33 protein-coding genes and 1 tRNA gene are annotated in these 22,801 nt (G+C 61.1%); 16 read left to right on the forward strand and 18 right to left on the reverse strand.

What is annotated here, in order from left to right; translation table 11 throughout:
* Nucleotides 1-4 precede the first annotated feature (4 nt).
* Genes LU682_RS18515 through LU682_RS18525 form a run of 3 tightly spaced genes read left to right on the forward strand, consistent with a single transcriptional unit; the run spans nucleotide 5 to nucleotide 1,376 of the window.
* Entirely contained in the window at nucleotides 5-181 is a 177-nt protein-coding gene (locus LU682_RS18515) for a hypothetical protein (RefSeq protein WP_160320187.1), read from the forward strand.
* 29 nt (nucleotides 182-210) lie between these two features.
* Nucleotides 211-837 (forward strand): hypothetical protein, encoded by a 627-nt coding sequence (locus LU682_RS18520; protein ID WP_232856965.1) that lies wholly within the window; start codon nucleotides 211-213, stop codon nucleotides 835-837.
* Nucleotides 834-1,376, forward strand: a complete 543-nt coding sequence (locus tag LU682_RS18525; protein ID WP_050592038.1) for an NUMOD4 motif-containing HNH endonuclease — start codon at nucleotides 834-836, stop codon at nucleotides 1,374-1,376. The genes LU682_RS18520 and LU682_RS18525 overlap by 4 nt, the downstream gene beginning before the upstream one ends.
* 12 nt (nucleotides 1,377-1,388) lie before the next feature.
* On the opposite strand, the gene LU682_RS18530 is transcribed toward LU682_RS18525, so the two are convergent.
* Nucleotides 1,389-1,688 carry a hypothetical protein gene (locus tag LU682_RS18530; protein ID WP_232856967.1) on the reverse strand — a complete coding sequence of 100 codons (300 nt, stop codon included), beginning with the start codon at nucleotides 1,686-1,688 and terminating at the stop codon, nucleotides 1,389-1,391.
* Between the two features lie 182 nt (nucleotides 1,689-1,870).
* On the opposite strand from LU682_RS18530, the gene LU682_RS18535 reads away from it, so the two are divergent.
* The 10 genes from LU682_RS18535 to LU682_RS18580 are packed head-to-tail and all read left to right on the forward strand — an operon-like array spanning nucleotide 1,871 to nucleotide 6,094.
* Nucleotides 1,871-2,200 carry a hypothetical protein gene (locus LU682_RS18535; RefSeq protein ID WP_013971285.1) on the forward strand — a complete coding sequence of 110 codons (330 nt, stop codon included), beginning with the start codon at nucleotides 1,871-1,873 and terminating at the stop codon, nucleotides 2,198-2,200.
* Complete coding sequence (locus tag LU682_RS18540) at nucleotides 2,197-2,460, forward strand: hypothetical protein (RefSeq protein WP_232856969.1); 264 nt, start codon at nucleotides 2,197-2,199, stop codon at nucleotides 2,458-2,460. Before LU682_RS18535 ends, LU682_RS18540 begins: the two co-directional genes overlap by 4 nt.
* Nucleotides 2,457-2,792: a hypothetical protein gene (locus LU682_RS18545; protein WP_232856978.1), complete on the forward strand. Its 336-nt coding sequence runs from the start codon at nucleotides 2,457-2,459 to the stop codon at nucleotides 2,790-2,792. The genes LU682_RS18540 and LU682_RS18545 overlap by 4 nt, the downstream gene beginning before the upstream one ends.
* Before the next feature lie 56 nt (nucleotides 2,793-2,848).
* Nucleotides 2,849-3,187 (forward strand): DUF2591 family protein, encoded by a 339-nt coding sequence (locus tag LU682_RS18550; RefSeq protein ID WP_060489012.1) that lies wholly within the window; start codon nucleotides 2,849-2,851, stop codon nucleotides 3,185-3,187.
* On the forward strand, nucleotides 3,177-3,395 hold the full coding sequence (locus tag LU682_RS18555; RefSeq protein ID WP_060489010.1) for a hypothetical protein: 219 nt from the start codon (nucleotides 3,177-3,179) through the stop codon (nucleotides 3,393-3,395). The genes LU682_RS18550 and LU682_RS18555 overlap by 11 nt, the downstream gene beginning before the upstream one ends.
* A 43-nt stretch (nucleotides 3,396-3,438) precedes the next feature.
* Nucleotides 3,439-3,639, forward strand: a complete 201-nt coding sequence (locus LU682_RS18560; RefSeq protein WP_060489008.1) for a hypothetical protein — start codon at nucleotides 3,439-3,441, stop codon at nucleotides 3,637-3,639.
* A gap of 50 nt (nucleotides 3,640-3,689) precedes the next feature.
* Complete coding sequence (locus LU682_RS18565) at nucleotides 3,690-4,427, forward strand: metallophosphoesterase (RefSeq protein ID WP_060489006.1); 738 nt, start codon at nucleotides 3,690-3,692, stop codon at nucleotides 4,425-4,427.
* A gap of 14 nt (nucleotides 4,428-4,441) precedes the next feature.
* Nucleotides 4,442-4,618 carry a hypothetical protein gene (locus tag LU682_RS18570; protein ID WP_177332250.1) on the forward strand — a complete coding sequence of 59 codons (177 nt, stop codon included), beginning with the start codon at nucleotides 4,442-4,444 and terminating at the stop codon, nucleotides 4,616-4,618.
* Nucleotides 4,619-4,628: 10 nt separating this feature from the next.
* Nucleotides 4,629-5,045, forward strand: a complete 417-nt coding sequence (locus tag LU682_RS18575) for a Ku family protein (protein ID WP_232856985.1) — start codon at nucleotides 4,629-4,631, stop codon at nucleotides 5,043-5,045.
* Nucleotides 4,946-6,094: a tyrosine-type recombinase/integrase gene (locus tag LU682_RS18580; RefSeq protein ID WP_232857009.1), complete on the forward strand. Its 1,149-nt coding sequence runs from the start codon at nucleotides 4,946-4,948 to the stop codon at nucleotides 6,092-6,094. Before LU682_RS18575 ends, LU682_RS18580 begins: the two co-directional genes overlap by 100 nt.
* An 82-nt stretch (nucleotides 6,095-6,176) precedes the next feature.
* Here LU682_RS18580 and LU682_RS18585 read toward each other — a convergent pair.
* The 9 genes from LU682_RS18585 to thrS all read right to left on the reverse strand — a co-directional run bounded on the left by LU682_RS18585 (nucleotide 6,177) and on the right by thrS (nucleotide 13,663).
* A tRNA-Pro gene (locus LU682_RS18585) sits at nucleotides 6,177-6,253 on the reverse strand.
* 114 nt (nucleotides 6,254-6,367) lie between these two features.
* Nucleotides 6,368-6,724: a MerR family transcriptional regulator gene (locus LU682_RS18590; protein WP_003250681.1), complete on the reverse strand. Its 357-nt coding sequence runs from the start codon at nucleotides 6,722-6,724 to the stop codon at nucleotides 6,368-6,370.
* Complete coding sequence (gene ihfA / locus LU682_RS18595) at nucleotides 6,705-7,007, reverse strand: integration host factor subunit alpha (protein ID WP_003250679.1); 303 nt, start codon at nucleotides 7,005-7,007, stop codon at nucleotides 6,705-6,707. Before ihfA ends, LU682_RS18590 begins: the two co-directional genes overlap by 20 nt.
* 4 nt (nucleotides 7,008-7,011) lie before the next feature.
* On the reverse strand, nucleotides 7,012-9,393 hold the full coding sequence (gene pheT, locus LU682_RS18600; protein WP_010953410.1) for a phenylalanine--tRNA ligase subunit beta: 2,382 nt from the start codon (nucleotides 9,391-9,393) through the stop codon (nucleotides 7,012-7,014).
* 31 nt (nucleotides 9,394-9,424) lie between these two features.
* A complete protein-coding gene (pheS, locus tag LU682_RS18605; RefSeq protein WP_003250674.1) occupies nucleotides 9,425-10,441 on the reverse strand; it encodes a phenylalanine--tRNA ligase subunit alpha in 1,017 nt (338 codons plus the stop codon).
* A 109-nt stretch (nucleotides 10,442-10,550) separates the two neighbouring features.
* Nucleotides 10,551-10,907, reverse strand: coding sequence for a 50S ribosomal protein L20 (rplT, locus tag LU682_RS18610; protein ID WP_003250671.1), 357 nt, complete (start codon nucleotides 10,905-10,907; stop codon nucleotides 10,551-10,553).
* A gap of 27 nt (nucleotides 10,908-10,934) precedes the next feature.
* Nucleotides 10,935-11,129 (reverse strand): 50S ribosomal protein L35, encoded by a 195-nt coding sequence (gene rpmI, locus LU682_RS18615; RefSeq protein WP_003250667.1) that lies wholly within the window; start codon nucleotides 11,127-11,129, stop codon nucleotides 10,935-10,937.
* Nucleotides 11,130-11,189: 60 nt separating this feature from the next.
* Entirely contained in the window at nucleotides 11,190-11,741 is a 552-nt protein-coding gene (gene infC, locus LU682_RS18620; protein ID WP_012052879.1) for a translation initiation factor IF-3, read from the reverse strand.
* The gene (gene thrS / locus LU682_RS18625; protein ID WP_010953409.1) at nucleotides 11,741-13,663 is read right to left on the reverse strand and encodes a threonine--tRNA ligase; all 1,923 of its coding nucleotides are present in this window, start codon (nucleotides 13,661-13,663) and stop codon (nucleotides 11,741-11,743) included. The genes infC and thrS overlap by 1 nt, the downstream gene beginning before the upstream one ends.
* Before the next feature lie 338 nt (nucleotides 13,664-14,001).
* Between thrS and LU682_RS18630 the strand changes: the two genes are divergently transcribed.
* Nucleotides 14,002-14,307 carry a hypothetical protein gene (locus LU682_RS18630; RefSeq protein WP_012052881.1) on the forward strand — a complete coding sequence of 102 codons (306 nt, stop codon included), beginning with the start codon at nucleotides 14,002-14,004 and terminating at the stop codon, nucleotides 14,305-14,307.
* Between the two features lie 162 nt (nucleotides 14,308-14,469).
* Entirely contained in the window at nucleotides 14,470-14,682 is a 213-nt protein-coding gene (locus tag LU682_RS18635; protein WP_003250656.1) for a cold-shock protein, read from the forward strand.
* Between the two features lie 200 nt (nucleotides 14,683-14,882).
* Here LU682_RS18635 and LU682_RS18640 read toward each other — a convergent pair whose 3' ends face one another.
* Nucleotides 14,883-15,203, reverse strand: a complete 321-nt coding sequence (locus LU682_RS18640) for an I78 family peptidase inhibitor (protein WP_049587634.1) — start codon at nucleotides 15,201-15,203, stop codon at nucleotides 14,883-14,885.
* A 274-nt stretch (nucleotides 15,204-15,477) separates the two neighbouring features.
* Between LU682_RS18640 and LU682_RS18645 the strand changes: the two genes are divergently transcribed.
* The gene (locus tag LU682_RS18645; protein WP_003250649.1) at nucleotides 15,478-15,690 is read left to right on the forward strand and encodes a hypothetical protein; all 213 of its coding nucleotides are present in this window, start codon (nucleotides 15,478-15,480) and stop codon (nucleotides 15,688-15,690) included.
* Here LU682_RS18645 and LU682_RS18650 read toward each other — a convergent pair.
* The 7 genes from LU682_RS18650 to LU682_RS18680 all read right to left on the reverse strand — a co-directional run bounded on the left by LU682_RS18650 (nucleotide 15,662) and on the right by LU682_RS18680 (nucleotide 22,599).
* On the reverse strand, nucleotides 15,662-16,663 hold the full coding sequence (locus tag LU682_RS18650; protein WP_049587632.1) for a nucleoside hydrolase: 1,002 nt from the start codon (nucleotides 16,661-16,663) through the stop codon (nucleotides 15,662-15,664). The genes LU682_RS18645 and LU682_RS18650 overlap by 29 nt on opposite strands.
* 64 nt (nucleotides 16,664-16,727) lie before the next feature.
* On the reverse strand, nucleotides 16,728-17,126 hold the full coding sequence (gene rbsD / locus LU682_RS18655) for a D-ribose pyranase (protein WP_003250646.1): 399 nt from the start codon (nucleotides 17,124-17,126) through the stop codon (nucleotides 16,728-16,730).
* Nucleotides 17,123-18,031 carry a ribokinase gene (rbsK, locus tag LU682_RS18660; RefSeq protein WP_010953405.1) on the reverse strand — a complete coding sequence of 303 codons (909 nt, stop codon included), beginning with the start codon at nucleotides 18,029-18,031 and terminating at the stop codon, nucleotides 17,123-17,125. The genes rbsD and rbsK overlap by 4 nt, the downstream gene beginning before the upstream one ends.
* A gap of 15 nt (nucleotides 18,032-18,046) precedes the next feature.
* Nucleotides 18,047-19,069, reverse strand: coding sequence for a LacI family DNA-binding transcriptional regulator (locus LU682_RS18665; protein ID WP_010953404.1), 1,023 nt, complete (start codon nucleotides 19,067-19,069; stop codon nucleotides 18,047-18,049).
* Between the two features lie 4 nt (nucleotides 19,070-19,073).
* On the reverse strand, nucleotides 19,074-20,069 hold the full coding sequence (locus tag LU682_RS18670; protein ID WP_010953403.1) for an ABC transporter permease: 996 nt from the start codon (nucleotides 20,067-20,069) through the stop codon (nucleotides 19,074-19,076).
* Nucleotides 20,066-21,619: a sugar ABC transporter ATP-binding protein gene (locus LU682_RS18675; RefSeq protein WP_049587670.1), complete on the reverse strand. Its 1,554-nt coding sequence runs from the start codon at nucleotides 21,617-21,619 to the stop codon at nucleotides 20,066-20,068. Before LU682_RS18675 ends, LU682_RS18670 begins: the two co-directional genes overlap by 4 nt.
* A gap of 20 nt (nucleotides 21,620-21,639) precedes the next feature.
* Nucleotides 21,640-22,599: a sugar ABC transporter substrate-binding protein gene (locus LU682_RS18680; protein WP_010953401.1), complete on the reverse strand. Its 960-nt coding sequence runs from the start codon at nucleotides 22,597-22,599 to the stop codon at nucleotides 21,640-21,642.
* Nucleotides 22,600-22,801 lie beyond the last annotated feature (202 nt).

Genomic DNA, 22,801 nt, shown 5'->3' on the forward strand with positions numbered 1-22,801 from the left:
GCCGATGCTGATCGGTAAGGTGGCGTCGAGTTGCTTCCGCAAGGCAGCACTTGGCGCATACCGGAACTACCGCGGCACATTCCAGAACTTGGACTTGCCCTGCTGGGTGATCACCGATGGCACCCAGAAGATCGAGGTCGTCGAGCTGCGCAAGATCGACTCCGGCGAAATCACCCTTTGACCAGTCACGCCACCCCGGCGAGGTATCCCATGCCCACAGAAAACCGATCCAGCAACACAGAGATGGTCAGCGAAAGCGAAATGACCGAGTGCCAGTTCCACAACAACTGCGGCGGCTGGTGCGAGACGCGCCGCGAGCTGGAACACAACCTGTGCGAGCACTGCCTTGAATCGCATGACGAAGAAATGGCCGAGCAAGCGCCAGCCCCACAGCCCCACCCCGAGCCAATTGCCTGGATGGTTGGTACTGCCTTCTGGTGGACCAAAGAAGAGGCAGAGAGGGATGCGGCGGAGACTGGGCTGCCGATTGTTGGGCTGGGGCCGATGGCCGGCTCTGCGCCAGCCCAGGAGCACCAGGGCGAGCCAGTTGCAGCGGATGGCGCTACCTTCATGGGCGAACCCAATTTCCAACACTCAATTGAGTGGTACCGGGAGGGCATATCCAAGCACTGGAAGAAGATCTGCGATCTGCGTGCTGAGGTTGAGCGGCTGCGCGCTGCCTTGAAGTTCTACGCTGACCGGGAGCACTACCACTTCGAAAGCGGGAATTGGGACACAGTGAGCGGCGAGCCGCTGAACATTCTCTGGTGTGGTGAGGAACCGGATTTCATCGAAGATGGCACCGTTGCCCGTGCTGCTCTGGAGCGCCAGTCATGAACGCTATCAGCGCTGAACGCTGGGAGCCAATACCAGGCTTCCCAGGTTATGAGGCCAGCAGCCTCGGTCGCATTCGATCATTCATTCGTGCGCGGATTGTTGCTGGGGTTAAGCAGCCGCGAATCCTCAAGCAGAAGCCAAACAAAGATGGATACCTCCTCGTATGCGTGACTCGAAAGCAGCGAACAGTTCATCGGCTGGTGGCTTGTGCCTTTCTTGGCGAGTCTGACCTTCCTCAGGTTAATCACCTCAATGGGGTCAAGTCGGACAACCGCATCGAGAACCTTGAGTGGTGCACGATATCTGAAAACGTCAGGCACGCGATTGAAACGGGATTGAGGGTTTACGGCACCGGCCTGCAGAGCCGAACCCACAAGGGCTGGGTTCAGGCAGAGCGCGGCGGCTTCGGTCTCATGCTGCGCGGGCATCGAGACCTGATCGCCATCGGCATGAACCCTTCTGTTGTCACATCCTGCCTGAAGGGTCGGCGGCGAACTCACAAGGGCTTCACCTTCTCCCGCATCAACACCCAGCTGTAGCCCCTGTCCCCTCTATTTCGAGCAGGCGACTTTATCGAATTTCGGCTGGGTATCGGTGGCGATCCGGCGAGCCCGCCCCACTCCCCAGGCCAGCGCCCTGGTCATTGACTCGCCAGGTCGGGAATCGAAAGCTTCTTCGTGGATCGCCAACCCGTTTGGCGAATACACGCCGATGAACATCTGCGTCGTACCCGTCCGCGACAATCGCACCTGAACATCAATGACCGTTCCATCCTTGAGTTCTTCGTCATGAGTTCGGTGGTGAAGCGTTGGATCAGCCCACTCCCAGAAAACTTCACCGCGAATCCTCATGTCGGCCTCCTACGATTTTAGTTGTATGCCACGGGTGAACTCTCACCATAGCCAAAGCGAGGCGAGACGCAATCTCGGTATCGCAGCTTGATAACTGAATCGGACCGCCGGCCGATTTTCTTGTACCGAACCCAACCACATGTACAACTTACTGCCGCGATATGGCGGCCAAGGACGAAGTCATGCCTGAAGAAAAGCAACTGATCCAGCCGCTGCAGGTTGAGCGCGACGAATACGGCTTCTGGACCCACCCGGCCTGGCCGGACGACGGCGACGAATGCGCGCTTCCGTTCAGCTGGTTCGGCGACCACGGCCTGGAGTACTGCGTGGTCGAGATGGAAAACGACGGCCCGGAAGAACTGAATGCGGAATGGCTCGACGCCGGCGGCGACTATGACTGCACGCCCTGGCAGCCAAGCAAGCCGGTCGGTGATGGCTGGTTCACCTTCTCGATCCACGACACCGAAGACGGCCCTGTTTGCGTGTGGGTCCGCCACAAGGTGGCGGCATGACCCGCCTCGCCCTCTGCCTCCTGCTGCTGGCCACCGGCGCCAGCGCAGCACCTCACCCCCAAGAGAACATCATCGGCGTGCAGCACGACAGCCAGCGCGGCGTCACCTGCTACCTGCTGAATGGGGTCGGCATCAGCTGCATCCCCGACAGCCAGCTGCAGGCTGGCAACGAGCGCCAGCTCTCCCCGCACGAAACCCAACCCGAACCTACACCCGCTCTGGCGCCTGGGCGCTGGATTGATGAGAGGTATGAGCTGTGAGCGAACTTGAAGAGCTGCTGCTGGCTGCCAAAGCCGCCGGGCTTGAAGTTGAACCCTGCACCTGCCGCGATCCGAAATGGCCTCTGCGCATCAAGGGCCAGTCGGGCACGCGGGCGCACTGGAATCCCAACATCAACGACGGCGACGCATTCAAGCTGGCCATTGACCTGGGCATTCAGATCCACATTGAAGGGTCTGGCGAGTCTGAGTCCGTCTGGGCTGATGACACCATGGTCTGGGTGGACAGCGAATATGCCCAAGGCGATCGCCGAAAGGCGGCACGCACTGCCATCGTCAGCGTTGCGGCTCAGCGCGGAGAGCAAATGCCATGACCGACCTGATCGAAGTGAGGGTATCCACCCTCCTCGGCGCACCGCTTGACTAGGCCGTGGCGCAAGTTGAGGGAATCGAGACGAGCTGGCGGTATGGCCGGGAGTTGGTGAAAGTTCACGATCGCGGTGGCATCAAGCTGGTCGAAAGCATCCGCTCGATTTACTCGCCATCGATAGATTGGAGCCAGGGCGGTCCGCTAGTAGACAAGCATCACGGCGGACTCCACTACGAGGCCCATATGGCTGATGCAAACTTTCGCTACAGCTCTGGCCCGGGCAGGACCGGATTCTGGTGCTACGGCCCGACCGCGCTAATTTCCTTCTGCCGGGGACTGGTCAAAGCCAAGCTCGGCGATATCGTCCAGGTGCCCAAGGAGCTGATCAATGAGCACTGAAATAACCAACGTGCAGGGGCTGATGAAGGCCTGCCAGCGCGGTGTGGCTGGAAAAGGGGCGGCGATCGAGGAAGCCAACAACCTGCTTGCCGAGTGCTACGGCCTGCTGGGCAAGCTCGCCGCCCAGAACGAGGCGCTGCGCAAGGACCGCGATAGCTTGCGCGAAGACCGAGACAGCCTGCTCGAGGCCGGAGGACACCTTCTATGATCGCCCTCGCCTACATGGCCTACCTGATCTATCGAGGTCCGCAGTGAACAACCACCAGTACCAGCCATTCTCTGCTCGAGGCTTCGGTAGCTGGCACACCTGCAGCATCTGCGGAACGTCCAAGCACAGCGGCTTCTACTGGCTTGGCGGCTACAAGAGCAAGACAGAGCCACCCTGCATAGCCTGGAAGATCGACCCAGAGTGGAAGGCCCAGGCCATCCCAGCGCCCATCACTGAAGCCTAAATCCTACCCAACTACTCAAGCCCGCCGACATGCGCGGGCGAGGATCCTGCATGCTCGAAAATATCGAGGTGATGCGCATCAAGCGCTTCGCCGCAAACACGGCTGGCCGCGATTTCGCGGTCGGCGACATTCACGGGCACTTCACCCGGCTGAAGGCTGCCCTGGATGCAGCCGGCTTCGATACAGCAGTTGACCGGCTGTTCAGCGTCGGTGACCTGGTGGATCGCGGGCCTGAGTGCCGCGACGTGCTCACCTGGCTGGCCAAGCCATGGTTCCATGCCGTGCGCGGCAACCACGACGACTACGTCTGCCGGTTCGACACCTGCGACGTGGACAACTGGGTCTACAACGGCGGAGCCTGGTTTGCCGGCCTGGCCTGGGATGAGCAACGTGAGTTCGCCGCCCAGTTCCGCGAGCTGCCGATCGCCATCGAGGTAGAGACGCCCGGCGGCCTGGTCGGTGTCGTGCACGCCGACTGCCCATTCCCGTCATGGGATGAGCTGCGGGCCGCACTTGAGGCGCCGGAAACCGCCAAGCAGCTGAAGCTGACCCAGAACACCTGCATGTGGTCGCGCAGCCGGATCGAACTTGGCGAGACCGAAGGCGTTGCGGGCGTCCTGGCGCTGGTGGTGGGCCACACCCCGCTGCACAAGCCGGCGGCGCTCGGCAACGTCATCCATATCGACACCATGGGCTGGAGGCCGCAGGACGGCGGGTATTTCACCCTGCTGAACCTGGCCACGCTCGAAACCATCCCGCCCACACCCGCCAAGCTCAGCTGGGACTGAGCCAGGAGGAATCCATGAACCTGATCGACTGCTACGTGACGAAGATCCTCGGCGAGCCGTACCGCAAGTTCGGCGCCTGGTGGGTATCCGTGGAATACACGGCCGAGGGCTGGCCTGGAACCAAAGAACTCATGTTCCGTACCGAGGAAGCCGCACGGGCGGCGCAGGTCGGATATCACTTCACGGCCTGAGGAGGCCCACATGGCAAACGCCACCGCTGCAGTGCAGCCAGGCTTATTGCCGAGAATCATCCGGGCCGGTGATGCGCCCGGATATCTCGGCATGTGCAGAGACGAATTCAAGAACACCGTCCGCCCATTCGTGCGCGAATTTCCGATTGGAAAGCAAGGCATTGGGTTTGATCGACTTGAGCTGGATGCCTGGGTCGACGCGTACATCGAGGCGATGGCCGTTGAAAAGGCCGCCGATCAAGACAACAATCGGCCTCGCAGCGAGAGTCTGGCCGTGACCTCCAAGGAGAATCCATGGCCAAAAAGGCAATCACAGGCCTCCAGAAAATGCCGAGCGGCATCTGGAAAATCGACAAAATCTACAGGGGAGAGCGAATTCAAGAAAGCACTGGCACTTGTGACCGGGAAGAAGCAGAGCAATACCTGATCCATTTACTAGAGAAGATGCGCCTGCGCAAAGTCTACGGTGTGCGCGAGGTCAAGACGTTCAGCGCCGCAGCGGCCAAATACTTGGTCGAGCACAAGGATCAGCCCTCATTCAGGATCACTGCGCTGTACCTGAACCAGCTGGACGACTATATCGGCCATCTGCCGCTGACGCATATCGATGATGAGGCCCTGGCTCCGTTCATTCGCGACAGGAAGGCCGATGTAGTGCTACCGGATGGGAAGGTGAAAAAGGGAGTGAGCAACAGGACAGTTAACATCGCAATCGAACGAGCGGTCCGTGTTCTATCGCTGGCGTGCAGGAAATGGCGGGACGAGGAGCGCCGGCCGTGGCTGGACAGCGTGCCGCTGCTAACCAAGCTGGAAGAGAAGAAGGCGAGCCGAAAGCCCTATCCCATGTCATGGGAGGAGCAATCGGTTCTCTTCGGGGAATTGCCAGACCATTTGCAGCGGATGGCCCTGTTCAAGGTAAACACGGGCTGCCGCGAGCAGGAGGTCTGCAAACTGAGGTGGGATTGGGAGATCTCTGTGCCAGAGCTTGGCACCAGCGTGTTTCTCATACCGGCCGAGTTCGGCGGCAGGCATGAGAACTCTGGGGTCAAGAACCGGGACGAGCGTCTGGTGGTGCTGAACGATGTGGCCAGATCGATCATAGAGAAGCAGCGCGGTCTTTCGCGGGAATGGGTGTTCCCCTACAACGGCACCGCGATGCACCGGATGAACGATTCGGCCTGGAAGAAAGCGCGGGTGCGCGCGGCAAAGCTCTGGCAGGAGCAGCATCTACGGCCGGCACATCCTGGGTTCGCTTCTATCAGGATTCACGACCTTAAGCATACCTTCGGCAGGCGCCTGAAGGCAGCCGGTGTTTCAGAAGAAGATCGCAAGTCGCTTCTGGGTCACAAGAACGGCAGCGTGACCAGTCACTACTCCGGCGCGGAGCTCGGTCAGCTGATAGAAGCAGCAAACAAGGTGTCGGCCACCGACTCGCGGGGACCGGTACTGACAATTTTGAAGAGGAGGATCGGATGAGGAAAAAGGCGAAGTCACTCGAAAAGTCACTAGCCCCAGAAACAACGAAGCCACCCGAAGGTGGCTAAGTTGTTGAATATATTGGTCGGGACGGAGTGATTCGAACACTCGACCCCTTGCACCCCATGCAAGTGCGCTACCGGGCTGCGCTACGCCCCGACTGGGCTTTGAAGCATGTTCTCAATCTTGCCGAGAACGTTGAAGAATGTACCCTAACCCTCTGATAAATGAAAGCTTTTTCTCAAAAAATTTTCCACTCATCAGAAACCCAGCTTACTTCTTCAAAACCACCAACACATCCTCCAACTCAACAATCATCTGCCGAATCAGCTGCTTGTACTGGCTGGATTCATCTTTAGCCTCATCACTGGAGAGCCTCAACCGCGCCCCGCCAATGGTGAACCCCTGGTCATACAGCAGCGCACGAATCTGGCGGATCATCAGCACATCCTGGCGCTGGTAATACCGCCGGTTCCCCCGCCGCTTCACAGGGTTCAGCTGGTCGAACTCCTGCTCCCAATACCGCAGCACGTGTGGCTTTACGGCACACAACTCGCTCACTTCACCAATGGTGAAGTAGCGTTTGCCCGGTATGGGGGGCAGTTCGTCGTTATGGCTTGGTTCCAGCATAGGCCTCAACCCGGGCCTTCAACTTCTGCCCTGGACGAAAGGTGACGACGCGCCGTGCGGTGATCGGGATCTCTTCCCCTGTCTTGGGGTTACGGCCCGGCCGCTGGCGTTTGTCGCGAAGGTCGAAGTTGCCGAAACCGGACAGCTTGACCTGCTCGTTCTCTTCAAGTGCGTGCCGAATTTCTTCGAAAAACAGCTCGACCAGCTCCTTGGCCTCACGCTTGTTAAGCCCCAGCTCCTCGTACAGCCTTTCGGCCATCTCAGCTTTCGTCAGAGCACCCATGCCGTTATTTCCTTAACGTGGTGTTCAACCTTTGTTCGAGCGAGGTGAGGATGTTTTGCAGGGTAGTGTTCACCTCATCGTCGTTAAGAGTGCGCGATGGATGCTGCCAGGTCAAGCCGACGGCAAGGCTTTTTCTATCAGGATCAATGCCTTTACCTTGGTACACATCAAACAGCCTGAGGTCTGTGAGCCATTCGCCTGCATTGTCACGAATTAATTCAAGCACCGCGCTAGAAGCTACATCACGTCCTGCGATCAAAGCCAGGTCGCGACGGGTTTCCGGGAACTTGGACAGTTCGCTGAATTTCGGCAGGCGGCCTTCGACCACGTCGCCCAGCACCAGCTCGAACAGGAACACCGGGCGGTCCAGGCCCAGGGCTTTGGCCAGCTCCGGGTGGATGGCGCCGAGGTAGCCGACCAGCTTGCCGTCACGCTCGATGACAGCGGTCTGGCCTGGGTGCAGGGCTGGGTGTTTGCCGGCGCTGAAGGTGAAGTCGCTCAGGGCGCCGGAGTAACCCAGCAGGGCTTCCACGTCGGCTTTCACGTCGAAGAAGTCGACGCCGTCGCGGCCGTTGGCCCAGCCTTCTGGCAGGCGGCTGCCGGTGATGACGCCGGCAATCATTGGCTGCTGCTGCAGATCACCCAGTTGGCCGACAAAACGCAGGCCGCTTTCGAACAGGCGCACGCGGTCTTGCTGGCGGTTCAGGTTGTGCTGCAGAGCCTTGACCAGGCCCGGCCACAGCGAGGCGCGCATGGCGGCCATGTCGCTGGAGATGGGGTTGGCCAGCAGCAGCGGCTCTACGCCCGGGCTGAACAGTTCGAACAGTTTCGGGTCGATGAAGCTGTAGGTGATGGCTTCCTGGTAGCCGCGGGCAACCAGCAGGCGGCGCAGGGTCGGCAGGTCACCGCGGGTTTCTGGCTTGCCCTGTGGGGCCAGGCGGGCTTGCGGGTAACGAACCGGCAGGTTGTTGTAGCCGTACAGGCGGGCCAGCTCTTCGATCAGGTCCACTTCCAGGCTGATGTCGAAGCGGTGGCTTGGTACGCTGACGGTCCACTGCCCTTCCCCGCTCTTGGTCGTGGTCAGCTCGAGGGCGTTGAGCAACTGCTCGACCTGGGCTGGGTCCATTTCCATGCCAAGCATCTGGGTGATGCGTTCGGCGCGCAGGGTGACCGGGGCTACTTGTGGCAGGTGCTGTTCGCTGACCGCTTCGACCACAGGGCCGGCTTCGCCGCCAACGATGTCCAGCAGCAACTGGGTGGCGCGCTCCATGGCTTCGCGGGCCAGTTGCGAGTCGACGCCGCGCTCGTAGCGGTGCGATGCATCGGTGTGCAGGCCGTAGGAACGGGCTTTACCGGCGACGGAAATCGGCTCGAAGAAGGCGCTTTCCAGGAACAGGTCGCGGGTTTTTTCGGTGTTCACACCACTGTGCTCGCCACCCATGACGCCGGCGATGGCCAAGGCGCGGGTGTGGTCGGCGATGACCAGGGTGTCGGCGCGCAGGGCCACTTCCTGGCCGTCGAGCAGGACGAGCTTTTCGCCCTCTTCGGCCATGCGCACGCGGATGCCGCCGTTGATTTCTGCCAGGTCGAAGGCGTGCATCGGCTGGCCGAGTTCGAGCATCACGTAGTTGGTGATGTCGACGGCGGCGTCGATGCTGCGAACGTCGCTGCGGCGCAGGCGCTCGACCATCCACAGTGGGGTTGGCTTGCTCAGGTCGACGTTACGGATAACGCGGCCCAGGTAGCGCGGGCAGGCAGCCGGGGCGCTGACTTCGACCGGGCGCACTTCGTCATGGGCGGCCGCTACGGCTGGCACCACCGGGCGGGTGACCGGGGTGTCGTACAGGGCGCTGACGTCGCGGGCCAGGCCGGCGATGGACAGGCAGTCGCCGCGGTTCGGGGTCAGGCCGATTTCGATGCTGGCATCATCCAGGCTCAGGTACGTGCGAATGTCTTCGCCAACCGGAGCGTCGGCAGCCAGCTCCAGCAGGCCGTCGTTTTCTTCGCTGATCTGCAGCTCGGCAGCCGAGCACAGCATGCCGAAGGACTCGACACCGCGCAGCTTGGCCTTCTTGATCTTGAAGTCGCCTGGCAGTTCGGCACCGATCATGGCGAACGGGATCTTGATGCCTGGGCGGGCGTTAGGGGCGCCGCACACAACCTGGAAGGTTTCCTGGCCGCTGCTTACCTGGCACACGCGCAGCTTGTCGGCGTCCGGGTGTTGTTCGGTGGCGAGAATTTCGCCCACGACGATGCCGCTGAACTGGCCGGCAGCGGGGGTAACACTGTCAACTTCGAGGCCGGCCATGGACAGGCGGGCGACCAGTTCGTCACGGGAGACTTGCGGGTTGACCCAACCGCGCAGCCACTGTTCACTGAATTTCATGCTGTTCTCCTGAAAGTTGCGTCGATTGGGCCTAGCGGAATTGGGCTAGGAACCGCAGGTCGTTGTCGAAGAACAGACGCAAATCGTTGACGCCATAGCGCAGCATGGCCAGGCGCTCGGCACCCATGCCGAAGGCGAAGCCCTGGAACTCTTCTGGGTCGATGCCGGACATGCGCAACACATTCGGGTGCACCATGCCGCAGCCCATCACTTCCAGCCAGCCGGTTTGCTTGCACACGCGGCAGCCGTTGCCGGAACACATCACGCACTGAATGTCGACTTCTGCAGACGGCTCGGTGAAGGGGAAGAACGATGGGCGGAAACGGACCGCCAGTTCTTTCTCGAAGAATACGCGCAGGAATTCTTCGATGGTGCCCTTGAGGTCGGCGAAGTTGATATCGCGATCGATCAGCAGGCCTTCGACCTGGTGGAACATCGGCGAGTGGGTGATATCCGAGTCGCAGCGGTATACGCGGCCCGGGCACACAATGCGAATGGGCGGCTGGGTGGACTCCATGGTCCGCACCTGCACCGGCGAGGTGTGGGTGCGCAGCAGCATGTTGGCATTGAAGTAGAAGGTGTCGTGCATCGCCCGCGCCGGGTGGTGGCCAGGGATGTTGAGCGCTTCGAAGTTGTGGTAGTCGTCTTCCACTTCTGGGCCTTCGGCAATGCCGTAGCCAATGTGGGTGAAGAACTGCTCGATGCGCTCGAGTGTACGGGTGATCGGGTGCAGGCCACCGGTGGCCTGGCCGCGACCTGGCAGGGTGACGTCAATGCATTCGGCAGCCAGGCGAGCGCTGAGCTCGGCTTCTTCAAAGGCAGCCTTGCGGGCATTGAGCACAACGGTGACGCGCTCTTTGGCGTCGTTGATCAGCGCGCCGACTTTCGGCCGCTCTTCGGCTGGCAGGTTGCCCAGGGTCTTCATCACCTGGGTCAGCTCGCCCTTCTTGCCGAGATAATTAACCCGGATCTGTTCCAGGGCGTTGATGTCTTCAGCGCGTTCCACGGCCTCTAGGGCTTGGGAGACCAGCGCATCCAGGTTTTCCATGTACAGACTCCAGATACGAAAATAGGGGAAGAGCTTTGAAGGCTCTTCCCCTATCGATGACGTTCAATGCCCGGCAGCGCTAGCACCGCCGGGTGATTGTCGCGGGTACTTAAGCCAGAACGGCTTTAGCTTTCTCGACAATCGCAGCAAACGCCGCTTTTTCGTTCACTGCCAGATCAGCCAGAACCTTACGGTCGATTTCGATCGAAGCCTTTTTCAGGCCAGCAATCAGACGGCTGTAGGACAGACCGTTGGTGCGGGCACCGGCGTTGATACGAGCGATCCACAGTGCGCGGAACTGACGCTTCTTCTGGCGACGGTCGCGGTAGGCGTATTGGCCTGCCTTGATGACCGCTTGCTTGGCTACACGGAATACGCGCGAACGTGCACCGTAGTAACCTTTAGCCAGTTTCAGAATTTTTTTGTGACGCTTACGAGCGATAACGCCGCGCTTAACACGAGCCATGAGTAACTTCCTCTATCTTAACCAGAATTAACGAACGCGCAGCATGCGCTCGACTTTTGCGACGTCGGACGGGTGCAGCAAGCTGGCACCGCGCAGTTGACGCTTACGCTTGGTCGACATTTTGGTCAGGATGTGGCTCTTGAAAGCGTGCTTGTGCTTGAAGCCCGAAGCTGTCTTCAGGAAGCGCTTCGCAGCACCGCTCTTGGTTTTCATTTTTGGCATGTTGGAACTCCGCATTCGATAAAATTACACATAATCATCAGGCCTGCCGTGCCCGGGAGATTACTTCTTTTTCTTGGGGGCGATGACCATCATAAGCTGGCGTCCTTCCATCTTCGGATGCTGCTCAACGGTGCCGTATTCGGCGAGGTCGGCTTCGACCCGCTTCAACAGCTCCATGCCCAGCTCCTGGTGGGCCATCTCACGACCACGGAATCTCAGAGAGATCTTGGCCTTGTCCCCATCGGTAAGGAAACGTACCAGGTTGCGTAGTTTTACCTGGTAATCCCCATCCTCCGTCCCTGGACGAAACTTGATTTCTTTGATCTGGATCTGTTTCTGGTTTTTCTTGGCTTCGTTAGCCTGCTTCTTCTTCTCGAAGAGGTGCTTACCGTAGTCCATGACCTTGCAGACGGGTGGTACCGCGTCTGCAGAGATTTCTACCAGGTCCAGCTTCGCTTCATCAGCGATACGCAGCGCTTCATCAATCGAGACGATGCCAACCTGCTCGCCGTCTGCGCCAATTAACCGAACCTCGCGGGCCGAGATATTCTCGTTGATCGGGGCCTTCGGTACAGCACGCTTATCGTTTCTCATTTCACGCTTAATAGTCATTACTCCGATTCTTGGCGACCACGCCGGGAAACCGCTTGTGTCAGCAACTCAACGAATTGGGCGACGGGCATGGAGCCCAGGTCTGCGCCTTCGCGAGTACGCACAGCGACGGTTTGCGTTTCGACTTCGCGGTCCCCTATAACCAAAAGGTACGGGACCTTGAGCAAAGTATGCTCGCGGATTTTAAAGCCGATCTTCTCATTTCTCAAGTCCGACTTGGCACGGAAACCGCTTCCGTTCAGAGATTTCTCAACCTCGAGGGCGAAATCGGCCTGCTTGTCGGTGATATTCATGATCACCGCCTGAGTTGGGGCCAGCCACGCCGGGAACACGCCCGCGTAGTGCTCGATCAGCATGCCGATGAAGCGCTCGAACGAACCGAGGATGGCGCGGTGCAGCATGACCGGGCGAACTCGGCTGTTATCTTCGGCGATATAGCTGGCATCCAGACGCTCTGGCAGGTTCGGGTCGTACTGCAGGGTACCGCACTGCCAGTTACGGCCGAGGCAGTCGCGCAGGGTAAACTCGATTTTCGGGCCGTAGAAGGCACCCTCGCCCGGCTGGTATTCCCACTCAAGGCCGGATTCGTTCAGGGCGTCGGCCAGCGCTGTTTCAGCACGATCCCACAGCTCTTCGGAACCGACACGCTTGGCCGGACGAGTGGACAGTTTCATGGCGATGTCGCTGAAACCGAAGTCCTTGTACACGTCCAGGGTCAGCTTGATGAAGTCGGCGGCCTCTTTCTTCACCTGATCTTCGGTGCAGAAAATGTGCGCATCGTCCTGTACGAAGCCACGCACGCGCATGATGCCGTGCAGGGCGCCGGACGGCTCGTTACGGTGGCAGGCACCGAACTCGGCGAGACGCAGCGGCAGGTCGCGGTAGCTTTTCAGGCCCTGGTTGAACACCTGCACGTGGCACGGGCAGTTCATCGGTTTTACCGCGTAGTCACGGCTTTCCGACGAAGTGGTGAACATGTTTTCGGCATAGTTGGACCAGTGGCCGGAACGCTCCCACAGGATGCGGTCGACAACCTGCGGGGTCTTGATTTCCTGGTAGCCGTTTTCGCGCTGCACGCCACGCATGTACTGCTCGAGTACCTGGTAGACGGTCCAGCCGTTGGCGTGCCAGAACACCATGCCCGGGGCTTCTTCCTGCAGGTGGAACAGGTCGAGCTGCTTGCCGATCTTGCGGTGGTCGCGTTTTTCGGCTTCTTCGATGCGCTGGATGTACGCAGCCAGCTGCTTCTTGTCAGCCCAGGCCGTGCCGTACACGCGCTGAAGCTGCTCGTTCTTGGCATCGCCACGCCAGTAGGCGCCGGACAGCTTGGTCAGCTTGAATGCCTTGAGGAAGCGGGTGTTCGGCACGTGCGGGCCACGGCACATGTCGACGTATTCTTCGTGGTAGTACAGGCCCATGGCCTGTTCATCCGGCATGTCTTCGACCAGACGCAGCTTGTAGTCTTCGCCACGGGCCTTGAACACATCGATGACTTCGGCGCGCGGGGTCATTTTCTTGACCACGTCGTAGTCTTTTTCAATCAGCTCCATCATGCGCTTTTCGATGGCGGCCATGTCTTCTGGGGTGAAGGGGCGCTCGTAGGCGATGTCGTAATAGAAGCCTTCGTCAATGACCGGGCCGATCACCATCTTGGCGGTCGGGTACAGCTGCTTCACGGCGTGGCCAACCAAGTGGGCGCACGAGTGACGAATGATCTCCAGTCCCTCTTCATCTTTAGGGGTGATGATCTGCAGGGTGGCGTCGTTGCTGATCAGGTCACACGCATCGACCAGCTTGCCGTCGACCTTGCCGGCAACGGTGGCCTTGGCCAGGCCAGCGCCGATGGAAGCGGCTACTTCGGCTACGGATACGGCGTGATCGAACGAACGTTGACTGCCATCGGGAAGAGTAATAACGGGCATGGCGCCTCCTCTCCTAGTGGTGACCCCTACCAAAGGTCACGTGGGTTGGGATGAGCCAGTACAAGATCCGACCTGCCTTCCGGTAAAAGGAAGCCTGCCCCACAGTGGCAGAAGCCTTTCGGCTTGTCAGGGACGAACCAGAGTGACTGGAAAGAAAAAAGATAGCTGCAGCCGGCAACAGCGCGACTGCAAGCCGAGCATGCTAGCACGCGGGTTGCACCCCAGGCAGAAATATTTGGAAATTGCACCGCAGCGGTGAACTAACGCGGAAAAATACCGCTCAGACTTTGGGAAGCAACCTACTCTTGATGAGACCTTAACCCAAGGAGTAACTGGTGATGCGAGTTCCGTCTCTTCTGGCCCTGGCGGCCGCTGGCGCCCTGCTGCTGCCCGTGGCTGCGAACGCCGGCAACTTCCCAGCCGGGAAGGAGGCCGCCTACATGACCCAGTGCACGCAAGTGGCCAGCGGCCAGGGCGTTGACGCTGCCACCGCGAAAAAACACTGCGACTGCGGCGCGCAAGCCATCAAAAAGAATTTCACCGACGCCGAGATTGCCGACCTCGACAGCAAGGACGGCGTTGACGCCAAACTGATGCAGAAGGCGCAGTCGGTGGTGAAACAGGCCTGCGCACCGAAGAGCTGAAACCTTAAAGCCGGTGATGGCCAGCCATTCTTTGAGCTGGATCAATATCCTGCGAAGGTAAAAGGCGCTAGATGCGCAGAATTAGACTATGATGTATCCCGTGCTCCGTAGCCTCGGCCGCATTGCACCACTGAAAAAACTAAATGTTCTGGAGATTCACCCATGTCCAATCGCCAACAAGGCACCGTCAAATGGTTCAATGATGAGAAAGGCTACGGCTTCATCACCCCAGCAGGCGGCGGCGACGACCTGTTCGTACACTTCAAAGCCATCGAATCTGACGGCTTCAAGAGCCTGAAAGAAGGCCAGACTGTTTCCTTCGTCGCCGAGCGCGGCCAGAAGGGCATGCAGGCTGCACAGGTTCGTCCGGAGTAATTCGGATAGCTGTAAAAAAACCCGCCCTTGTGGCGGGTTTTTTTATGGGTGATGCATCATCTGAAGGGGCGGGATTGCCTGCGAAACCGACTGTAGGGTGAATGGCACGGGCTTTGCCCGTGTTCGCGGGTGAACCCGCTCCTACAAGGCGACCGCGCAGGCTTTTCACATTTTGCGCAAGGCAGTTGCCCCCGCGTGCATCAACCGCAGTTGACGCGGGTTACCCTGCCCTGCTCGTCCACGTTCAGGTTCAGGCGCTCGGAGCGGTACTCCAGGGTGACCACGTCGTGCGGCTTGAGAATGCGCGCCATCTGCGAGCCGCTGGCCTTGCGTGCCTGCTCCAGCAATTCGGCGCTGGCCTGCTTGCCCATGGCAAAGTCGGCACCACTGGCTTCGCAGCGGCCATCGTTGCCCGCTGACGCGGCCGGCGCACCACCGCCATCAGCATTGCCACCAGTGCTGCAACCCGCCAGGACAGCAGCCACAGCCAGAGTTGCCAGGTAAGCACGGGTACGGAACATGAAGCCTCCTAAATCGGTCCGGGAACTGCCTGATCCGACAGCTCCGCTCATCATTTGTTGCAAAACCGGTCAAGTCTGCCTGAACTGCAGCAGCGAGGCGAAAAGCAATCGTGACCGGATTTTGCACAACGTACTGTGTTTGCCATATGCTTAGCCCGCACGGTCACCGGCGCAAAGCCATGATTTGCTGCAAGAAGTGGAGCGCATCCCGCCTCCATCGAACACCAGGGTCAGGTGTTCCTCCTTCGTTCCGGGCCCCTAGCGAGAGCTTTTCATGAGCACCCACAGCATCGATGCCGACATCAAGGTCAAATGGGCCGAGGGCCAGAGCGCGTACAGCCCTGGCACACCGGAAGAGTTGCTGCTGATCGCCATCGACCTGTTGGTGCGCGACAACGGTGCCGAGGCGGCACGCAGCTTCATCGACCAGGTGTTCGAGCGCTACGCGCCGCACGCGGCTATTCCAATCGCGCCAGACGGGCACTGAGCAGGTCGAACAGCCCCTGGGCATCACCCTGCTCCACCCACAGCACATTCGCCGGCCGCTTGAGCACACCGTACCAGTCTGCAATTGTCTGGCCGAAAGTGGGTCCTTCGCGGCTGTCGATGCTCATGTGGATACGCCGGCCGCTGAACAGCTCGGGCTTTAACAGGTAGGCGATGACGCTGGCGTCGTGCACAGGGCCGCCAGGTATGCCATACACGTCCATGTCGTGGGTGATGTAGGCATTGAGGATATCCACCACGCGCTTGCTCGCCTGGTTGTTCACGGCTGCCAACTGCTTCAGGCGGGCGTTACTGGTCAGCAGCTTGTGCGTGACATCCAGCGGCAGGTAGGTCAGCTGCACGCCGCTGGCCAGCACCACTTCGGCGGCGTGCGGGTCGGCGTAGAGGTTGAACTCCGCCACCGGGGTGATGTTGCCGCCGTTGAAATGCGCTCCCCCCATGACCACCACCTCCTTGATGCCTTTGACGATGCTCGGGCGCTGGATCAGCGCCAGGGCCAGGTTGGTCTGCGGGCCGAGCATGGCGACGGTGATGCTGTGTGGTTCGGCTGCGCCGAGGGTATCGACCAGGTATTGCACGGCATTGCCCTGGGCCAGGGGCGCTTTCGGCTCGTGCACCTGTACGCCGGTGAGGCCTTCTTCGCCATGAACGTCGGCGGCGTAGATCGGCGTGCGCACCAATGGGCGGCCGGCACCAGCGTACACCGGGATGTCTTCACGCCCCGCCCATTCGCGGGCCAGGCGGGCATTGCGCGAGGTCTTGTCCAGGCGAACGTTGCCGGCCACGGTGGTGATGGCGCGGATACTGAGTTCGTGGGGCGAAGCCATGGCCAGAAACAGCGCCACCACATCGTCGGCGCCGGGATCGGTGTCGATGATCAGATCGATGGGTGCGGCCTGGAGGGTGGAGGCTGCGGCCATGAAGACGACTCCTTGTAGCAGGGACTTGAGCATGGGTGGCACTCCTGTTGCCTATGAATCATGCGTTTACACAGCCCGGCGTCCTTTGCGGAAGCGGCTAGAAGGTGACGCCGGAGATGAGGGCAATGTTGCTGTAGGGCTGGCACTCGCCTGTACGCACCACCGCACGGGCACTGCGCGACAGCACTTTGAAATCCTCGTGGGTCAGCCATTCGCGCTTGCCCAGCTTGCCCTTCAGTCGCTCGATTTCGACCAGCGCGGGTGGCACCACTTTTTGCATTTCTTCAGCCAGCACATGCCGCTCAACCTGCAATTCGCTCAGCACCACCCGCAGCACGCTGGCGAAGTCCGGCAGGCCAGGCGTAATGGCCAGGTCGATCAGTTCCACACCCGGCGGCACCGGCAGCCCGGCATCGCCAATCACCAGGATATCGCCATGCCCCATGCCGGCAATGACCCGCGACAGGGCAACATTCAACAGCGGGGTTTTCTTCATGGCGTCAGCTCTGCCAGGTAGGGAATCGACGGTTGGGCACCGGCACGGGTAACCGACAATGCTGCAGCACGCTGGCCAAAGGCGATCGCCTCCCCCTCCTCCAGCCCACGCACCAGGCCGGCAGCAAAGCCACCGATGAAGGTATCGCCGGCAGCGGTGGTGTCCAGCGGTTGCACGTGCGGCGCCGGATAGTGCTGATGACCTTGGGCAGTAACCAGCAAGGCACCTTGCGCACCCAAGGTGATGATCACTTTGCCTGCCCCCAGCTGCAGCAAGCGCTCGCCCGCGCGCCGGGCACTGTCCTGGTCGGTCACCACCACACCGGTCAAGGCTTCGGCCTCACTTTCGTTAGGGGTAAGGTAATCGATATGCGCAAACCAGTCCGCTGGCAAGGGGCCGGTAGCGGGTGCTGGGTTCAGGATCACCTGCTTGCCCAGCTCGTGCCCTCTGGCCAGTGTCCAGGCCACGGTGCTGGCTGGCACTTCCAACTGGCAGATGATTACCTCGGCAGCCTGCAGCAACGCATCGAAGCGCCGCACCGACTGCGGCGTCAGCAGGCCGTTGGCGCCGGGAATGATGACAATACAGTTCTGGCTGGCAGCATCCACCGTGATCAGCGCCACACCGCTGGACATGGCTGGACAGGTGCTGACGCCCTGACAGTCGATCCCCTCGACATACAAGGCCCGGTGCAGTTGCCGCCCGTAGTCGTCATCCCCCACATTGCCGATCATAGCCACGCTGCCGCCCAGCCGCGCCACTGCCACCGCCTGGTTGGCACCCTTGCCGCCCGGCACCGTGAAAAAGCTATCGCCGGGGAGTGTTTCGCCGGCCCGCGGCAGGCGCTGGGCGCGGACCACCAGGTCCATGTTGAGGCTGCCAACCACCACAACCTTGGCATTCATGACGTTTCCTTAGCGTTAGCGGTAATCATTGAACAGGTCCGGGCGCGGCCCGGTGGACTCACGCAAGACGATACGCGGGGCGACAATGCGCTGCTCCGCCGCGCCTTGCCGGGGCGTAGCGATACGCGTCAGCAGCAACGAGGCAGCGCTCTCGCCCAGTTCGCGGATCGACTGGCCCACGGTGGTCAGTGATGGGTACACGTAGCGGCTCAGTTCGATGTCATCGAAGCCGATCACCGACAGCTCGCCGGGTACGCTGATATTGCGTTCGGCTGCAGCGCGCAGCACACCAAAGCCGATCATGTCGTTGCCGGCAAAAATCGCCGAGGGCCGCTTGCCTTCCAGCACCTGCGCCGCCGCTGCATGGCCACCCGGGCTGGTGAAGTCGCAGTGCAGTACACGGCTGCCCGGCACGGGCGCACCGGCTTCGGCCATGGCACGGCGGAAGCCGCTCAGGCGCAGCTGGGTAACCCCGGTTTCGGCGGGGCCGCCGATATAGGCGACGTCGCGATGGCCAAGCTCCAGCAGATGCCGGGTGGCCAGGTACGCCCCCTGCTCGTGGTCAATGCGCACCAGGTCGGCATCGACGCCTTCCAGCTCACGGTCGACGATGACCATTGGCGTGCGCACACTGGCCAGGCTTTGCAGCAAGTCGTCGTCCTGGCCCACCGAGGCCACTACCAGGCCGTCGATGCGCTTTTCCAGCAGCACGCGCAGGTAGCTGCGCTGCTTCTGCGGGTTGTCGTCGGAGTTGCACAGGATCACGCAATAGCCGTTGCGCTCGCAGGCGTCTTCGATACCCCGCGCCAGCTCGGCGAAGTACGGGTTGACGCTGTTGGGCACCAACAGGCCGATGGTGGCCGTGCTGCGCGCTTTCAGCGAGCGCGCCACCGCACTGGGCACGTAATCCAGTTCGATGATGGCGGCTTCCACTTTCAGCCGCACCTGCTCGCTGACCGGACGGGTCTTGTTGAGTACATGGGACACGGTGGTGTAGGAAATACCCGCCAGTGCCGCGACGTCTTTGATGGTTGCCATGTTGTCAGTTCCGCCGGCCTGCGCGCCGGCTACGGTAAGTGTCGAGCACCACGGCGATGACGATCACCGCCCCGGTGATGATGCGTTTGGTCGGCTCGCTGGCACCGATCTGCGCCAGCCCGGCGGCCAATACGGAAATGATCAGTACGCCAAAGAAGGTGCTGATGACCGAGCCACGCCCACCCATCAGGCTGGTGCCGCCGATCACGACGGCGGCAATGACCTGCAGCTCCAGGCCAGAGCCGGCATTGGGGTCGGCGGCTTCCAGCCGCGAGATCTGGAACAGTGCGGCCAGGCCGGCGAGCAGGCCCATCAGGGCGAACACCAGCACTTTGTAAGGGCGCGGATCGATACCGGCCAGGCGCACGGCCTCTTCGTTGGTGCCGATACCGATCAGGTAACGGCCGAACACCGTGCGCGTCAGTACCAACTGGGCGAGCACGATCACCAGCAAGGCGATGATGAACGCTGGCGAAACACCAAAGGCGACCGGGTTGGAGAACCAGGCATAGGCGTCGCCGATATAGGCGGTGCGCGAGTCGGTGAACTGATAGGCCAGGCCACGGGCCATCTCCAACACACCAAGCGAGACGATGAACGACGGGATGCGCCAGGCCACGGTGACGCCACCGGTAATGCTGCCGGCCAGGGCGGCCACGGCCATGCCCAGCAGCGCCGAGGGCAGCACGCCCCAGCCCCAGCCGAGTATCGCCACGCTCACCGTCGAGGCGGCCAGCGCCAGCACCGAGCCCACCGACAGGTCGATGCCGCCGATGATCAGCACGAAGGTCATGCCCACCGCCAGCACCATCAGGTCCGGGATCTGGTTGGCCAGCGTGCTGAAGGTGCCATACGACCAGAAGTGGCTGCTGAGGAACGAGAACAGCACGATCATCGCCAGCAAGGCGCCAGCCAGGCCCAGGTAGGTGCCCAGGCCAAAGTACGTACCGCTGCGGCGCACGGGGGCGGCGTCCTGGTTGTTGAGCGGGGTGGTTTTCATGCATCCATCCTGGGGGCTGCATCATGCAGCAGCGCGTCACGTTTCTGATAACCGGCGAAGGCGGCGGCAAGCAACTGGTCCTGGCTCCAATGATCACGCGCGAAGGTGTCGATCAGGCGGCCAGCGGACAGCACGGCGATGCGGTCGCAAATCAGCATCAGTTCGCGCAGGTCACTGGACACCACCACCAAGGCCTTGCCTTGGCGCGCCAGCTCGGCCAGCAGGCCATAAATGTCGAACTTGGCGCCCACATCGATGCCACGCGTGGGTTCGTCGAACAGCAGCACCTGGCAATCGCGCTCCAGCCAGCGGCCGATCACCACCTTCTGCTGGTTACCGCCAGACAGCTCGCCCACCACTTGCTGCGCGCCAGCACTGCGAATGCGCATGGCCTGGATCTGGCGTTCGGCCAAGGCCTTTTCCGCTTCGCTATCGAGCACACCGGCGCGCGATACCGCGCCCAGGTTGCCCAACGCAATGTTGGCGCTGATCGACTGCGTCAACAGCAGGCCCTCGCCTTTGCGGTCTTCGGTTATCAGCGCGATACCGGCACGCACTGCAGCCTTGGGCGAGTCGATGCTGACCGCCTGTGGCGGCTGGCCGAGCGCGATACCGCCGCTGTCGGCGCGATCGGCACCGTAGATCAGGCGCAGCAGCTCGGTACGGCCGGCGCCGATCAGGCCGGAGATGCCAAAAATCTCCCCTGCCCTGACTTCGAACGACACCTCGCGCACCTTGTCGCCACGGCACAGTTTGTCGACCTTGAGCAGCGGTGCACCCAACTGCCGTCGACCCAGGTCGATATGCTCGCCCAGCTCGCGGCCGACCATCAGGTTGACCAGCTCGGCGCTGCTGTAGCGCTGGATCGGCTCGTCGCACACCAGCTTGCCATCGCGCAGCACAACGATGCGTTGGGCCACGCGCTGCAACTCTTCCAGGCGATGCGAGATATAGACGATGGCCACGCCGCGGGCGCGCAGGCGCTCGATCTGGGTGAACAGCAACGCCACCTCGCGCGCAGTGAGCATGGCAGTGGGCTCGTCCAGGATCAGCACATGGCAGTCACCGATCAGGTTGCGGGCAATCTCGACCATTTGCTGATGGCCGATGCCCAGTTCGCCGACAGGGGTGTCCGGGTCAATGGCGTCGAGCCCGACCCGAGCCATGGCAGCCGTTGCCAGCTGGCGCAAACGCTTGTGGCTGATCCAGCCGAAGCGGCTGGGCAGGTTGTCGAGAAACAGGTTTTCCGCCACGGTCAGCGTCGGCAGCAGGTTCAGCTCCTGCATGACCATGCGCACCCCAAGGCGTTCGGCCTCGCCGCGGCTGCCGGGCGCGTAGGCCTGGCCGCGGTAGGTCATGTGACCGGTGGTGGGCACCTCCAGGCCGCTGATAAGCTTGGACAACGTACTCTTGCCTGCGCCGTTCTCGCCGGTCAGGGCCAGCACTTCGCCCGCGCGCAGGCTCAGGCTGACCTCGCCGAGTACGGGCTGGGCATAGGTCTTGCCCAGGCCGCTGGCGGCAAGCACCACTTCATTGGCCAATGCAGGCATGGCCGATTCTCCTGGCAGCATCAGGGCTTCTTGGTGATGAGTTCGACCGGGGTCTGGATGACGTTGTCGGCATCCACATCAGGCTTTTCGCCCTTGACCATTTTCAGCGCCGCCTGAATGCCATACACCGCCTGCTGGCTGGCCGCCTGGTCGAGGGTGGCAAGCACCCGACCGTCTTCAAGCATTGGCTTGATGGCATTGATGTTGTCATAGCCCACCACTTGCACCTGGCCGGTCTTGCCAGCGGCACGCACGGCGGACACAGCGCCCAGGGCCATGCTGTCGTTGCCGGCCAGCAAGGCCTTCAGGTCGGGGTATTCGTTGAGCATGGAGGCGGCGACGGCGTTGCCTTTGTCGATCTCCCAATTGCCGCTTTGTACCGAGACGATTTTCATCTGCGCGGCGTCCATGGCGTCCTTGAAGCCGGCGGTGCGCTGCTGGGCATTGGTGGTGGTCGACACGCCTTCGATAATGCCCACCTGGTCGCCGGCCTTGAGCTTCTGGCTGGCCAGGTAATCGCCAACCAGGCGCGCGCCCTTGCGGTTGTCGGGGCCGACGAAGGGAACGCTGATGCCTTTGCTCTTTAGCAGATCAGGGTCCAGACGGTTGTCGATGTTGATCACCACCACGCCCTGGTCCATGGCCTTCTTCACCGCCGACACAAGCGCCTTGGAATCAGCCGGGGCAATCACCAGCGCTTTGGCGCCGGCATTGACCATCTGCTCGACGATGCGGATCTGCTCGCCAGTGTCGGTCTCGTTCTTGATGCCGTTGGCGATCAGCTCGAACTCGTCGGCATGGGTTTTCTGGTAGTCCTTGGCGCCGTCTTCCATGGTGCGGAAGAACTCGTTGGCCAGCGACTTCATGACAAGGGCGACCTTGGGCTTGTCTTCAGCGTGGGCGGCAGACAATGGCAAGGCGAGGCTAAGCGAGGAAATGACAGCGAGGGCCAGCAGACGACCGGGGAACGGCAGCTTCATGAACGATGACTCCGAATCTTGTGTTTTTTGTCGGATAGCAAACGTTTGCGTTGACCAACTATGGTAACAGGACCGTTGTTTGTCAAATCCGTTTGGCTTTCGGAGGCCAAAGTGCTGCTGGGGCCGATTATGCAGTCTTTTCCGAAAAACCGAACACCTTTTCCTTTATTTGTTCGGAATTACGAATGCAATGCCGCCTTTG

It is taken from the genome of Pseudomonas alloputida, from assembly GCF_021283545.2.
Classification (GTDB): Bacteria; Pseudomonadota; Gammaproteobacteria; order Pseudomonadales; family Pseudomonadaceae; genus Aquipseudomonas; species Aquipseudomonas alloputida.

Excerpts from the sequence above, each read along its gene's own strand:
- LU682_RS18650 (WP_049587632.1), bottom strand. The coding sequence starts at position 16,663 with ATGCTCAAGTCCCTGCTACAAGGAGTCGTCTTCATGGCCGCAGCCTCC.
- LU682_RS18565 (WP_060489006.1), top strand. The coding sequence starts at position 3,690 with ATGCTCGAAAATATCGAGGTGATGCGCATCAAGCGCTTCGCCGCAAAC.
- rplT (WP_003250671.1), bottom strand. The coding sequence starts at position 10,907 with ATGGCTCGTGTTAAGCGCGGCGTTATCGCTCGTAAGCGTCACAAAAAA.
- LU682_RS18540 (WP_232856969.1), top strand. The coding sequence starts at position 2,197 with ATGACCCGCCTCGCCCTCTGCCTCCTGCTGCTGGCCACCGGCGCCAGC.
- LU682_RS18570 (WP_177332250.1), top strand. The coding sequence starts at position 4,442 with ATGAACCTGATCGACTGCTACGTGACGAAGATCCTCGGCGAGCCGTAC.
- thrS (WP_010953409.1), bottom strand. The coding sequence starts at position 13,663 with ATGCCCGTTATTACTCTTCCCGATGGCAGTCAACGTTCGTTCGATCAC.
- LU682_RS18665 (WP_010953404.1), bottom strand. The coding sequence starts at position 19,069 with ATGGCAACCATCAAAGACGTCGCGGCACTGGCGGGTATTTCCTACACC.
- LU682_RS18640 (WP_049587634.1), bottom strand. The coding sequence starts at position 15,203 with ATGTTCCGTACCCGTGCTTACCTGGCAACTCTGGCTGTGGCTGCTGTC.
- LU682_RS18575 (WP_232856985.1), top strand. The coding sequence starts at position 4,629 with ATGGCAAACGCCACCGCTGCAGTGCAGCCAGGCTTATTGCCGAGAATC.
- LU682_RS18590 (WP_003250681.1), bottom strand. The coding sequence starts at position 6,724 with ATGCTGGAACCAAGCCATAACGACGAACTGCCCCCCATACCGGGCAAA.
- LU682_RS18520 (WP_232856965.1), top strand. The coding sequence starts at position 211 with ATGCCCACAGAAAACCGATCCAGCAACACAGAGATGGTCAGCGAAAGC.
- LU682_RS18645 (WP_003250649.1), top strand. The coding sequence starts at position 15,478 with ATGAGCACCCACAGCATCGATGCCGACATCAAGGTCAAATGGGCCGAG.
- LU682_RS18675 (WP_049587670.1), bottom strand. The coding sequence starts at position 21,619 with ATGCCTGCATTGGCCAATGAAGTGGTGCTTGCCGCCAGCGGCCTGGGC.
- LU682_RS18515 (WP_160320187.1), top strand. The coding sequence starts at position 5 with ATGCTGATCGGTAAGGTGGCGTCGAGTTGCTTCCGCAAGGCAGCACTT.
- pheT (WP_010953410.1), bottom strand. The coding sequence starts at position 9,393 with ATGAAATTCAGTGAACAGTGGCTGCGCGGTTGGGTCAACCCGCAAGTC.
- LU682_RS18635 (WP_003250656.1), top strand. The coding sequence starts at position 14,470 with ATGTCCAATCGCCAACAAGGCACCGTCAAATGGTTCAATGATGAGAAA.
- LU682_RS18525 (WP_050592038.1), top strand. The coding sequence starts at position 834 with ATGAACGCTATCAGCGCTGAACGCTGGGAGCCAATACCAGGCTTCCCA.
- LU682_RS18580 (WP_232857009.1), top strand. The coding sequence starts at position 4,946 with ATGCCGAGCGGCATCTGGAAAATCGACAAAATCTACAGGGGAGAGCGA.
- LU682_RS18630 (WP_012052881.1), top strand. The coding sequence starts at position 14,002 with ATGCGAGTTCCGTCTCTTCTGGCCCTGGCGGCCGCTGGCGCCCTGCTG.
- ihfA (WP_003250679.1), bottom strand. The coding sequence starts at position 7,007 with ATGGGTGCTCTGACGAAAGCTGAGATGGCCGAAAGGCTGTACGAGGAG.
- infC (WP_012052879.1), bottom strand. The coding sequence starts at position 11,741 with ATGACTATTAAGCGTGAAATGAGAAACGATAAGCGTGCTGTACCGAAG.
- LU682_RS18535 (WP_013971285.1), top strand. The coding sequence starts at position 1,871 with ATGCCTGAAGAAAAGCAACTGATCCAGCCGCTGCAGGTTGAGCGCGAC.
- LU682_RS18555 (WP_060489010.1), top strand. The coding sequence starts at position 3,177 with ATGAGCACTGAAATAACCAACGTGCAGGGGCTGATGAAGGCCTGCCAG.
- LU682_RS18670 (WP_010953403.1), bottom strand. The coding sequence starts at position 20,069 with ATGAAAACCACCCCGCTCAACAACCAGGACGCCGCCCCCGTGCGCCGC.
- LU682_RS18530 (WP_232856967.1), bottom strand. The coding sequence starts at position 1,688 with ATGAGGATTCGCGGTGAAGTTTTCTGGGAGTGGGCTGATCCAACGCTT.
- pheS (WP_003250674.1), bottom strand. The coding sequence starts at position 10,441 with ATGGAAAACCTGGATGCGCTGGTCTCCCAAGCCCTAGAGGCCGTGGAA.
- LU682_RS18680 (WP_010953401.1), bottom strand. The coding sequence starts at position 22,599 with ATGAAGCTGCCGTTCCCCGGTCGTCTGCTGGCCCTCGCTGTCATTTCC.
- rbsD (WP_003250646.1), bottom strand. The coding sequence starts at position 17,126 with ATGAAGAAAACCCCGCTGTTGAATGTTGCCCTGTCGCGGGTCATTGCC.
- rbsK (WP_010953405.1), bottom strand. The coding sequence starts at position 18,031 with ATGAATGCCAAGGTTGTGGTGGTTGGCAGCCTCAACATGGACCTGGTG.
- rpmI (WP_003250667.1), bottom strand. The coding sequence starts at position 11,129 with ATGCCAAAAATGAAAACCAAGAGCGGTGCTGCGAAGCGCTTCCTGAAG.